Below are 11,755 nucleotides of genomic sequence, written 5' to 3'. Positions count from 1 at the left end.
CGGGGGAGGACTTTTTCCCGCCTTCTCGCGATGTGCGCCCGCACCCCCGGGATCCATGATCGTTCCCTGCCCGGTCGAAACTCCCACCAGCAAGGACGAGCATCATGGTGCGAAACGCACGAATAACTTCTCTTCTGGCCGTCGGCATCGCGGCGACTTTCGTCCCGGCACTGACACCCGTAACAGCGTCTGCCGCCGAGGACCCCCTGCGGCAGTTCACACGGCAAAACCTGAAGTGGGGTCGTTGCGACGCGGGGAGTCCCGCCGCCCTGCAGTGCACGACCCTCAAAGTGCCGCTGGACTACGGAAATCCCGGCGGCAAGCAGATCGGCATCGCGGTGTCGCGGCTGAAGGCGACCGGCGCGAAGGAACGCCGCGGCGTTCTGCTCCTCAACCCGGGCGGTCCCGGCGGGCCGGGCCTGCAGATGCCCGTCTGGCTGGAGGCGGATCTCCCCGCGCAGGTGAAGAAGGAATACGACCGCATCGGCTTCGACCCGCGGGGCATCGGGAAGAGCTCCCCCCTCGGCTGCGGCCTGGCTCCCGACGAGCTGAACCCCGAACGCCCCTACCGCGCCGGGACCTTCGCGAAGGACGTGACGTGGGCACGGACGGTGGCCGACAAGTGCCGGGCCAGGGGCGGCGACAGGCTGCGGCACCTCACCACCCGCAACACCGCCCGCGACATGGAGGTCATCCGTGCCGTACTGGGCGAGAAGAAACTCTCCTATCTGGGGGCCTCGTACGGCACTTACCTCGGCGCCGTCTACCTGCAGATGTTCCCCCGGCAGGCCGACCGGTTCGTACTGGACAGCGCGGCCGACCCCACGCGCTTCGGACGGAGGTCGTTCCAGCAGATCGCGGAGGCGACCGAGTCCGCTTTCGTGAGGTGGAGCAAGTGGACCGCCGGGCGTCATACCGCATACAAGCTGGGCCGTACTCCGGCCGAGGTCCGCAAGACCTTCCGGGACATCGTCGCCCGGGCCGACCGCACACCCATCGGTGACGACAAGCAGTCCCTCTCCGGTGACGACATCCGCGCCCAGCGCGACATGTTCTTCCACGTGGAAAAGGCCGCCCGTTGGGTCGCCGGGCTGAAGAAGGCGGCCGACAGCAGGAAGCCCGCCCCGGCCGCGTCCGCCGCCGAGCTTCCCCCGGAGAACGAAATCGCCGGTCTCTGGGCGGTCATGTGCGCCGACACCTCCCGTTCGTGGCCGCGCGACCCCGAGCAGTACCGGCGCGACACGATCCGCGACAAGGCCCGGTACCCGCTGTACGGCGACTTCGCGTCCGGCATCAAGCCGTGTGCCTTCTGGAAGCCGGGCAGCGAGCTCCCGACCACGGTGAACAACAAGGCCGGGGCACTGATCCTGCAGAACGAGTGGGACCCCCAGACGCCCCTGGCCTCCGCCCGGGGCATGCACCGCGCCCTGCGCGGCTCCCGGATGGTCACCGTCGCGGGCGGAGAGGGACACGGTGTCTTCGGCACCAACTCCTGTGCGGACAAGAGCGCCGCGCTCTACCTGACCACGGGCCGGCTCCCGGCCGGGGACCTGACCTGCCGGGCATCGGCCGGGCAGAAGAAGTAACCATCAATTATCCAACAGGAGTTGACTCATGCGTAAGCAGATATGGCAGGGCCTTGGCCGTCGCGCAGCCGTTACGGCCGCGGTCTTGGGGATGATGACGGTCGGTGGTGTGCCGGCGCCGCCCGCGGTGGCCGCCGCGTCCCGGCCGGATTCGGTCCAGCGGGGCCTGGAGGCACTGGTCCATGCCGACGGCCTGCCGGCCGCGCTGGCGAGTGTCACGGGCCGTGACGGCCGTACCCGTTCGTACACCGCCGGTGTCGGTGATCTGGCCACCGGGGCGGGAGTGCCGGTCGACGGCCAGGTGCGGATCGGGAGCAACACCAAGACCTTCACCGCGGTGGTCGTGCTGCAACTGGTCGGCGAGGGGAAGGTCCGCCTGGACGCCCCGGTCGACACCTATCTCCCGGGCCTCGTCCGCGGGAAGAGGATCGACGGACGCCGCATCACCGTCCGCCAGCTCCTCCAGCACACCAGCGGACTCCCCAACTACAGCGACAAGGCGGAGCTCCAGCCCCGGTACTACGCCCCTCGCGACCTTCTCGACATCGCCCTCCGGTACAAGGCCGACTTCGCCCCCGGGAAGAAATGGGCGTACAGCAACACCAACTACGTGCTGGCCGGCCTGATCGTCGAGAAGGTCACCGGCCGCGCCCTCGCCGCGGAGGTGGACCGGCGCATCGTCCAGCGCCTCGGGCTGCGCCACACCTCCTTCCCCGCCCCCGGTGACGTGACCCTCCGGGAGCCCCATCCCCACGGCTACTACCGGGAGTCGGAAGGCGGGCCCCTGGTCGACGTGACGGAATGGGACCCCTCCTGGGGCTGGGCGGCGGGCCAGATGATCTCCACCAACTCCGACCTCGACCGGTTCTTCACCGCGCTCCTGGCGGGCCGTCTCCTCCCCGCGGCCCAGCTCGCCCAGATGCGCACCACCGTCCCCGCCGAGGACCTCGGCCCCGGCGCCCGCTACGGACTGGGGATCGTGAGCAGGCCCCTGTCGTGCGGCGGCGTCTACTGGGGCCACGGCGGCAGCATGACGGGGTACGAGACCCGGGGCGGCGTCACCGAGAAGGGCCGTGCCGCCGACGTCGCGGTGACCATGCAGCCGGGCAAGGCGGCCAAGCGGCGTCTGGAGCGCGTCGTGGACACGTCCTTGTGCCGCTGACGTCAGAACTCGTCGGTCGTGTGCGGCAGATACGCCGTGCGCAGCGCCGCGTCCAGGGCCGCCGCGGCGCCCGGGGTGTGCTCGGTGACCAGTCCGGCCCGGACGAGGTGGCGCAGTTCGGTGCCGCCGAGGTAGCAGGCGGCGAGTTCACGGACGTCGAGGGCGAGGTCGGGGGCGTCGTCGGTGCGGGTGAGAGCCGCGCCGGCGGGGCCCGCGGTGAGGCGGTGGCGGCCGGCGTTGGCGGGCAGCGCGTCGTCGGTGAGGTCGAGGACGAGGTCGCAGGGTGCGGCCCAGGAGCGGGCCTCCAGGGCGGCGGCGACGTCGACCAGGCGCAGCCAGAGGGCGGGGAACTCCTGGGTGACGCGGACCTGGTCGCGGTCGGCGGCGAGGAGGAGCAGGGGGTCGTCCAGGGGGCGGCCCCAGGCCCGCACCTTCGAGGTGAGGTCGATGGAGGCGAGGTACTGCCAGAGGGCGGCGGCGGCCGCGGGGGTGTCGGCCTCGAGTTCGAGGACGTGGACGACGCCGCCGGGGGCGCCGGGTTCGTCGTCGCCGGACTCGGTGCGGTAGACGGTGTAGCCCACGGGCGGGGTGCCGATGGTGACGACGCGGGGCGGGCCGAGCTCGTCGTTGTCCTCGTCGGTCTCGGGGAGGACCTGGGCGCGCCACCAGTAGTCGTCGCGGGCGACACGGCCGGCGCGCAGGGCGCGCTGGGCGGCGTGCACGGGGCCGACGGCGCCGGGGGCCTTCTCCGGGGCGACGAGCCGCAGGGGCAGGTCGGCGGGGGCGGTGCGCAGGGCGAGGGGGCGGCCGGAGTCGATCTCGACGGTGTATCCGTACGTGGCGGGTGCGCAGCCGAAGCGGCCGTAGATGGCGGCCTGGGAGACCCACAGGGCGGCGAGCGGGCGGCCCCGGTCGGCGCAGCGGCGCCAGAGTTCGGCGAGCATGCCGCTGAGGATGCCGCGGCGGCGGTGGGTGGGGGCGACGGCGACGAACGTGGCTCCGGCGCAGGGCAGTTCGCCGCCGGGGACGGAGAGGGCGAGCGGGAAGGCGCCGAGCATGCCGACGAGCTCGCCGTCGTCGTAGGCGCCGACGCGGTCGCAGCGTCGCAGGTATTCGCGGTGCTTCTCGCGCTCCTCGTCCTCGGGGCTCCCGTGGAAGGCGAGGTCGGCCAGGTCGAGGGCGCGGTCGAGGTGGGCCTTCGGGAGGGTGCGGAACTCCAACGTGGTCATGATCGGACGCTAGACCGCCAAGTGGGTTGACGTCATACGGTTTTGGGCCGGGAAGGCCCGGGGGGACCGTCGGGAGGCCCCACATCACCAAGGTCAACTTAGGCTAGGCTAGCCTTATTATCGCTCCGGGCGTCCCTCCCGGACCCCGCGAGGAAAGGTGCCCCCGTGACCACGGCGTCCCCCCAGCAAGTCCGTTGCCCGGCCCCCGGGTTCGACGGGGTGCGGACGGCCGGTCCCGCCGACGCCGCCGCGCTGTACGCGCTGTCCGAGCCGTTCATGCGCTCGGGCGCGCTGCGCCGCCGCTCCCCCGGGCTGTACGGGGCGACGGCGGCGCAGTTCTTCGTCGCCGAGGACGCCGAAGGGGTGATGGAAGGGTGTGTGGCCCTGCGCCTCCACCCCGGTGACGTCCGCGCCGGTGGCGTCCATGCCGATGGCGTCCATGCCGGTGACGGGGTGCCGGGCACGCTGCCGGCGGTGCTGCACAACTTCTGTGTCCGCCCCGACCGCCAGCGCCGCGGCGTCGGTTCCCGGCTGCTCGCCGCCCTGCTGGCGGACGCCGCCGCGCGCTCGGTGACCGAGGTGTTCGCGGCGACGACGGGCGGCGGCGAGTCGTTCGTCCGCGCCGGGTTCCGGGAGACGGAGGCCGCCCGGGCGCCGCGCGCCTGGGCGGCGGCGCTGGATCCCGCGCGCGGCTCCCGGATCTTCTCCCGCCCGGTGGCTCTTGCGTCTCAGCCCCGGCCGGACCGCCACTGCCGGGCCAGCATCCAGACCAGGTAGCAGCCGCCCACCACACCGGTGAGCACACCGACCGGCAACAGGGTGGGCGCCAGGGCCCGTTGGGCGGCAAGGTCGCTGACCGCGAGCAGCAGGGCGCCCATGACGGCCGAGCCGAGCAGATTGGGACCGGTGGCCCTGGTGAGCCGGCGGACGACCTGCGGGGCGACCAGCGAGACGAACGGTACGGGCCCGGCGACCGCCGTGGACACGGCCGTGAGCGCCACGCCGACGACCAGGGACCAGCCCCGGGTGCGCTCCACCCGCACGCCGAGGGCGGCGGCCGCGTCCTCGCCCATCTCCAGCATGCGCAGCGACCGTCCCAGGACGAGCGCGGCGGGGGCGAGGACGGCGAGCGAGGCCGTCATCGTCCACACATGCTCCCAGCCACGGCCGTTGAGGCTGCCGGTGAGCCAGACCTGGGCGCTCTGCGCGTCGGTGAAGGAGGCGCGGGCGATCAGATAGGCGTTGGCGGAGGACAGCAGGGCGCTGACGCCGATGCCCACCAGCACCAGCCGGTAGCCGGCCGACCCGCCGCGCCAGGCGAGCAGATAGACGGCCGCGCTGGTGAGGGCGCAGCCGACGATCGAGCCGAGGGCTACCGAGGCGGCGCCGGCGCCCAGCACCAGGATGGTGACGAGGGCGCCGGTGGCGGATCCGACGGTGAAGCCGATGACGTCGGGGCTGCCGAGCGGGTTGCGCGCGAGGGTCTGGAAGAGCGCTCCGGAGAGCCCCATGGCGCAGCCGACCAGCAGGGCGTTCAACAGCCGTGGCAGCCGCAGTTCGTTGACGATGTAGTCGTCGCCGGGCGATCCGCTCCCGGCGAGGACCTTGAGGACGTCGCCGACGGGGATGGGGAAGTCGCCGGTGGTCAGCGTCCAGACGCCGACGGCGAGGGCCGCCGCCGCCAGGGCGAGGCCGACGGCGGTGGCGCGCGGGTCCCAGCGCACCGAGAGACCGGGGCCGGGCAGGCGCAGCGCGTGCGGTCGGTGCCCCGGAGCCGGCGCGGGGGCGCGCCCGGCGGCGGGCGCGAGCGGGGTGCGGCTGCTGGTCACAGTTGGGCGATCCTCTTACGGCGGACGAGGGCGATGAACAGGGGCGCTCCCAGGAACGCGGTGACGACGCCGGCGTCCATCTCGCCGTGGGTGAGGACCACGCGGCCGATGATGTCGGCGGCCAGCAGCACGGCCGCGGCCAGGACGGCACTGTAGGGCAGCAGCCAGCGCTGGTCCGGGCCGACCATCAGCCGGGCCAGGTGCGGAACGGCCAGGCCCACGAAGGCGATCGGGCCGACGGCCGCGGTGGCGGCGCCGCACAGCAGGGTGATCGCGACCATGGTGGCCAGCTGGGTGCGGCCGGGGTGGGCGCCCAGGGAGCGGGCCGTGTCGTCGCCGAGGGCGAGCGCGTTGAGCGGCCGGGCGAGCAGCAGGGCCAGCACCAGCCCGATGCCCAGGAAGGGCATGACCTGGCCGAGGAGCGAGGAGTTGACGCCGGCGAGGGTGCCGATCTGCCAGAACCGGAACTTGTTGAGGGTGAGCGGATCGAGCAGGACCAGCCCGTTGACGAAGGCGACGAGGACGGCGGATATGGCCGTGCCGGCCAGGGCGAGGCGCACCGGGGTGGCCTTCTGCCGGCCCCGGCTCCCGAGCAGGTAGACGGCGGCCGAGGCGACGGCGGCACCGGCCAGGGCGGCCCACACATAGCCGCTGAAACTGGAGAGGTCCAGCAGCGAGGTGGCACCGGCGACGGCCGCGGCGGCGCCGGCGTTGACGCCGAGGAGGCCGGGATCGGCCAGCGGGTTGCGGGTCAGGGCCTGCATCAGGGCGCCGGACAGGCCGAGGGCGGCGCCGACGGTGATGCCGAGCAGGCTGCGGGGCAGCCGGGAGGTGCGGACGACGATCCAGTCGTCGTTGCCGGGCTCCCGGTTGAGGAGGACGTGGACGACGTCGCCGGGGGCGATGGTCTTGGCGCCGATGCCGATGCCGAGGACGGCGAGCACGACGACGAGGGCGAGGAGGGCCAGCAGCCCGGCGGCCCGCCGGGCGTGCCAGGCGCGTCCGGCCCGGGGCCGCGCGGGGGCGGGGGCCGGGGCGCCGGTGGTGGCCGTGACTGTGGTGCTCACGCGTGCCCGTGCTCGTCGTCCTCGTGGTGGTCGTGGTTCTCCACGCCGCGCTTCCAGTAACCGTCCACGTCCACCTGCTCCTTGAGGAGCCCGAGCTCGTTGCGCAGGTAGCGGCGGACGGGCTTGAGGCTGGTGGCCTCGCCGGCGACCCAGGCGAACCCGAGGCCCTCGGCGGGCAGTTCGGCGGCGCGGACGGCGCGCTCGATGAGGTCGGTGGTGCCGGCCGGGGCGGAGCCGCGGTGCAGCCAGGTCATGGTGAGGTCGGCGGAGGTGCGGAACTCCTGCTCGTCCTCGGGGCCGGGCACCTCGGCGAAGGCGAGGACGCGCACGCCGGCGGGGAGCATCTCCAGCCAGCGGGCGAGGGCGGGCAGCGAGGTCTCCTCGGCGGCCAGCAGGTACCAGTCGTGGATCATGGGCAGGACCTCGGAGCCGCGCGGCCCCAACACACCCAGTCGCATGCCGGGTTCGGCCCGCTCGGCCCAGGTGGAGGCGACGCCGCGGCCGTGCAGGACCATGTCGACGTCCAGCTCGCGGCTGTCGCGGCGGTAGTGGCGGACGGTGTAGTCCCGGGTGATGGGCTCCACCGGGGCGTCCATCCAGGTGTCGTTGATGACGACCGGCTCCACGGGGAGCTCGGCGCCGCCCTCGGCGAAGCAGAGCTTCACATGGTCGGTGGGCGCCTGCTCGCAGAAGCCCTCCAGGGCCTCGCCGCCGAAGGTGACCCGTACCGTGGAAGGGCTGATCCGGTCGACCTTCCGGACCTCCAGCAAGCGGTACTTGAGAGGGTGGCGAACGATCCGCATGCGGGGAGGCAGCGTGTCGACGGTCATCGATCATCCCAATCTGGCCGGGCGGGCGGCGGTGCCGACGCCGTGCCGCCGGCGGCTCCGCGCGAAGGGGGGTGCGCGGAATCGCCGGCGGCTCGTCTGACAGGTCGGGGGAACCACCCCCCAACCAAGGTAAGGCAACCCTAACCTACATCACCGTGCATGCGCCATCTGTTTGACCACCCGTCCGTTCTCCAGGGCCACGACCCGGGGCAGCCGCGCGATCGTCGCCGGCCGGTGCGCGATGACGATCAGCGTGCGGTCCGCACTCATCCCGTCCAGAGCATGCTCCAGCCGCTCCGCCGTCACCGGGTCGATGTCGGCGGTGGCCTCGTCGAGGACGAGCACCGCCGGGTCCGCCAGCGCCGCCCGCAGCAGCCCGACGATCTGCCGCTCCCCCGCCGACAGCCGCCCGCCGCGGACTCCCACCTCGGCGTCCAGACCGCCCAGGTCGCGGATCCAATCGCCCAGCCCCAGCTCCTCCACGGCCCGCTCCATGTCGGCGCGGGTAGGGGTGGAACGCACCAGTTCCAGGTTGTCGGCCACCGTACCGGTCACCATGCGGACCTCCTGTGGCACCAGCACCACGCGGCGCCGCAGTTCGGCCTCGGGGATCTCCTTGAGGTCCACCCCGGCGAAGCGCACCGCGCCCCGGTCGGGCGTGTAGAGCCCGCACAGCAGCTTGGACAGCGTCGTCTTGCCCGACCCGGTCTCGCCGACGACGCCGACGCGGTCGCCCACGGCGAACGACAGCGTGACGCCGCCGAGCACCTCGGTGCCGTCGCGGTAGGAGTAGCCCACGGCCTCGCAGTCGAGTGCGCCGCGCAGCGCGAGGCCGGGCCGCTCCTCGGCCTCCGGCTCGCCCTCCCGGGCCCGGTCGGACGCGGAGAGCAGGTCCAGCAGCCGGGCCAGGCCCGTCCGCGCGGTCTGCACATGGCCGACCAGCTGGGAGATGTCGGAGAACGAGTCGAAGAGGTTGCGGCTGGCGAGGATGAAGACGACAACGGTGCCGACGCTGATCGCGTCGCGGGAGACGGACCAGCCGCCCACCAGCAGCAGCGCCACCATCGCCAGCCCCTCGACGAGGCTCACCAGGTCGATGCGGTTCTCCACCCGGATCGCCCGCCGCGCGGCACCCACCGCCACGGAGTTCTCCCGGCCGAACCGCCGCATCCAGCCCGGCAGTCCACGGGCGCTCTGCAGCGCCTCCCGGACGGTGAGGGTCTCGGTGAAAGTGGCCGCCACCGTCGCCTCGGCCGCCGCCTTCCCGCCGAACGCGCCGGGCGCGTCCTTCCTGAACCAGCGCATCACCAGGAGCGCCGGCGGCACGAAGACCACCAGCTGCACCAGGGCCAGCTGCCACGAGTACCCGAACAGCACGACCAGCGTGAACACCAGCGTGGCCACGGCCGAGATGATGTTGCGCAGGTGCATGCGGACGAACGAGGCCAGCGCGGCGACCTCACTGGTGGTGCGGCGCAGCAACTCGCCCGTGCGGTGCGACTCCAGGAAGCGCAGCGGCGCCGAGGCCAGGTTCTCCACACAGCGTTCGCGCAGGGTGCGCACCACGTTCTCGCCGGCCTTGGCGAGCAGGAGTTCACCGGCGCGGGCCAGGCCGAGCTGGACGACGGCCAGCGCCAGCAGGGCGCCGGCCGCGCAGAGCAGCCCGGTCCGGTCGTCGGCGAGCAGCGCGTCGGTGGCCCGTCCGACGAGCGGGGCGACGGCCACCAGGGCGGCGGAGTCGGCGAGTCCGACGGCGACGGCCACCACGAGGGCCCGCCGGTGGGGACGCAGATAGGGGGCGGCCCGGCGCAGCACATGGCGCTCGTCGGGCTGGTCGTTGAGCAGGACCGGCTCAGCCACGGTCGGCCTCCGGGGTCGCGAGGGACAGGGCGGGAGCAGTCGGATCGGCGGGATCGGCGGATCGGTCCGGCAGGGTGACGACGCGGTCGGCGGCCTCCAGGACGGCCGTCCGGTGCGTGGCGAAGATCACCGTGCGGCCGTCGGCCCAGCCGCGCAGCCGCTCCAGCACCAGCTTCTCGGTCGTGGTGTCGAGGGCGGAGGTGGAGTCGTCCAGCACCAGCACCTCGGGGTCGCCGAGCAGCCCGCGGGCGATGGCCAGCCGCTGGATCTGGCCGCCGGACAGGGCGGTGCCGCTCTCGCCGAGCTGGGTGTCGTAGCCGTCGGGCATGGCGGCGATCTGGTCGTGGATGCAGGCCGTCCCGCAGGCGGCACGCAGTTCTTCGTCGGACAGGTCGCGGCCCAGCCGCAGGTTCTCGGCCACGGTGCCGGAGAGCAGCAGCGGCCGCTGGGCCACGTAGCCGATGCGGCGGCGGACGTCGTCCAGGGCGGCGGCGCGCAGGTCCGTCCCGCCATAGCGGACGGTGCCGGTGGCCGGGTCGTCCAGGCGCACGGGCAGCCGGAGCAGGGTGCTCTTGCCCGAGCCGGTGGCGCCGCGCACGGCCACGAACTCGCCGTGCCGCACGGTCAGGTCGACGGAGGCGAGGACGGTGGTGCCGTCGCGCTCGGCGCTGACCCCGGACAGTTCCAGGTCACCGCCGGAGGGCAGTGCGACCGGCTCGGCCGGGTCGGTGACGGTGGCGGCTATGGACAGCGCCTCGTCGATCCGCGCGGCGGCCACGTCGGCCTGCCCTAGCTCGCGGAGCCGGTCTACGAGGACCGTGGTGGCCAGCGTGATGTAGGCCATCCACGAGGTGAAGTTGACGAGCCCGCCGATGGTCAGCCGGCCGTCGAGGGCCGCCAGTCCGCCGACGCCCACGCCGACCGCGACGGCCACCCGGGGAACGAAGGGGGCCACGGCCGCCCAGGACGCCTCGATGCGGGCGGCGACGACGGTCCGCGTGGTGACCTCCGCGCTGGTCCGGTCGTGCCGTTCCACCAGCGGGCGGTGACCGCCGGTGCCGCGCAGCCCGGTGCCGAGCTGGAGCAGGTCGGTGACGGCCTCGGCGCGTTCGCCGTGGGCCTGGGCCAGCTCGTCGCTGGCCGCGCCGAAGCGGCGGGGGAAGTAGAGGTTGACCCAGACCAGGAAGGGCAGCATGCCCACGGTCACCAGCAGCAGCACCGGGTCGAGGACGGCGAGCCCGGGCAGGACGACGACGAACGTGGTGGCGAGCACCACCCACACCGCCAGACCGTGCACCCATTCCCGCACCAGGTCCGTGTCGCGGGTGGCGCGCATGGCCAGGTCGCCGTGGCCGCGCGAGGCGAGCGCGGCCCGGTCCAGGACGGACAGGTGCTCCAGCAGCCGCGAGCGCAGATCGGCGCCCACCTTGGCGTCGGCCGAACCGGACCAGTACTGCCAGCCGTAGAGCCCGGCGAACTGCAGGCAGGCGGCGAGGGCCGTGGCACCGGCCCAGAACAGCAGGGCCCCGTTGTCCCCGGGCGGCTGGATGCCGTCGTCGAGCGCCTTCTTGACGCACCACGGGACGGCGAGCAGCGAGAGCTGCCGCAGACAGGCAGCGGCCATGGCCAGGGCGACGGTGCCGCGGTGCGGGCGCAGCGCGCCGCGCAGCAGCCGGCGGGCACGGGCCCGGCGCTCGGCCGACAGCTCCTTCGGGCTCAGGTCCTCGTCGTCGAGCCGCTCGTCGTCGGGCCGTTCGTCGTCCATCGCGGGGGCGGTGGGCGACTGTTGCTCCAGGGGCTCGTCGCCCGGTGGCCGGTCGGCAGGGCCGGGATGCTGCTCCGGCTTGGCGGGTTGGGTGCTCACGACGTCAGGTATCCGCTCTCAGCAGGTTGGTTCGGCCGCGCGGTCCGGACCGGTGTCCCGGTCCGGACCGCGCGGTGCAGGGGTGCGGGGTCCGGTCAGGACCGGGCCGCGAGGCTGGCCGGGCGCATGTCAGTCCAGTTGGCGTCCACGTAGTCGGTGCAGCCCTGGAGGCTGTCCTCGCCGTGGACGACCGTCCAGCCCGCGGGGACCTCGGCGAAGGTCGGCCACAGCGAGTGCTGGTTCTCGGCGTTGACCAGGACGAAGTAGCGGCCGTCGGTGTCCTCGAACGGGTTGGTGGCGCTCATGGTGGTGCTCCTCTGTGAAAAGT

The 11,755-nt window shown here is 73.4% G+C and carries 10 protein-coding genes; 3 read left to right on the top strand and 7 right to left on the bottom strand.

Annotated elements, in window-relative coordinates:
* Window positions 1–104: 104 nt before the first annotated feature.
* On the top strand, window positions 105–1,586 hold the full coding sequence (locus AB8735_RS34835) for an alpha/beta hydrolase (protein ID WP_372411640.1): 1,482 nt from the start codon (window positions 105–107) through the stop codon (window positions 1,584–1,586).
* 28 nt (window positions 1,587–1,614) lie between these two features.
* On the top strand, window positions 1,615–2,748 hold the full coding sequence (locus tag AB8735_RS34830) for a serine hydrolase domain-containing protein (RefSeq protein WP_372411638.1): 1,134 nt from the start codon (window positions 1,615–1,617) through the stop codon (window positions 2,746–2,748).
* A 2-nt stretch (window positions 2,749–2,750) separates the two neighbouring features.
* Here AB8735_RS34830 and AB8735_RS34825 read toward each other — a convergent pair whose 3' ends face one another.
* Window positions 2,751–3,977 (bottom strand): GNAT family N-acetyltransferase, encoded by a 1,227-nt coding sequence (locus tag AB8735_RS34825; RefSeq protein ID WP_372411637.1) that lies wholly within the window; start codon window positions 3,975–3,977, stop codon window positions 2,751–2,753.
* A 165-nt stretch (window positions 3,978–4,142) separates the two neighbouring features.
* On the opposite strand from AB8735_RS34825, the gene AB8735_RS34820 reads away from it, so the two are divergent.
* Window positions 4,143–4,754 carry a GNAT family N-acetyltransferase gene (locus AB8735_RS34820; RefSeq protein WP_372411636.1) on the top strand — a complete coding sequence of 204 codons (612 nt, stop codon included), beginning with the start codon at window positions 4,143–4,145 and terminating at the stop codon, window positions 4,752–4,754.
* On the opposite strand, the gene AB8735_RS34815 is transcribed toward AB8735_RS34820, so the two are convergent.
* From AB8735_RS34815 to AB8735_RS34790, 6 genes are all read right to left on the bottom strand, one after another.
* Window positions 4,706–5,806, bottom strand: coding sequence for an iron chelate uptake ABC transporter family permease subunit (locus AB8735_RS34815; RefSeq protein ID WP_344021250.1), 1,101 nt, complete (start codon window positions 5,804–5,806; stop codon window positions 4,706–4,708). The genes AB8735_RS34820 and AB8735_RS34815 overlap by 49 nt on opposite strands.
* A complete protein-coding gene (locus AB8735_RS34810; RefSeq protein ID WP_372411635.1) occupies window positions 5,803–6,873 on the bottom strand; it encodes a FecCD family ABC transporter permease in 1,071 nt (356 codons plus the stop codon). Before AB8735_RS34810 ends, AB8735_RS34815 begins: the two co-directional genes overlap by 4 nt.
* Window positions 6,870–7,703, bottom strand: a complete 834-nt coding sequence (locus AB8735_RS34805; RefSeq protein ID WP_372411633.1) for a siderophore-interacting protein — start codon at window positions 7,701–7,703, stop codon at window positions 6,870–6,872. The genes AB8735_RS34810 and AB8735_RS34805 overlap by 4 nt, the downstream gene beginning before the upstream one ends.
* A gap of 150 nt (window positions 7,704–7,853) precedes the next feature.
* On the bottom strand, window positions 7,854–9,563 hold the full coding sequence (locus tag AB8735_RS34800) for an ABC transporter ATP-binding protein (protein WP_372411631.1): 1,710 nt from the start codon (window positions 9,561–9,563) through the stop codon (window positions 7,854–7,856).
* Window positions 9,556–11,427, bottom strand: a complete 1,872-nt coding sequence (locus AB8735_RS34795) for an ABC transporter ATP-binding protein (RefSeq protein ID WP_372411629.1) — start codon at window positions 11,425–11,427, stop codon at window positions 9,556–9,558. Before AB8735_RS34795 ends, AB8735_RS34800 begins: the two co-directional genes overlap by 8 nt.
* Before the next feature lie 95 nt (window positions 11,428–11,522).
* On the bottom strand, window positions 11,523–11,732 hold the full coding sequence (locus tag AB8735_RS34790; protein WP_344021261.1) for an MbtH family protein: 210 nt from the start codon (window positions 11,730–11,732) through the stop codon (window positions 11,523–11,525).
* Between the last annotated feature and the right edge of the window lie 23 nt (window positions 11,733–11,755).

The sequence above is a fragment of the Streptomyces luteireticuli genome (genome assembly GCF_041519305.1).
In the GTDB taxonomy this organism is placed as follows: Bacteria; Actinomycetota; Actinomycetes; order Streptomycetales; family Streptomycetaceae; genus Streptomyces; species Streptomyces luteireticuli.
The sequence above is the reverse complement of the archived record's forward strand: the minus strand, read 5'-3'. Positions and strand labels throughout refer to the sequence as shown.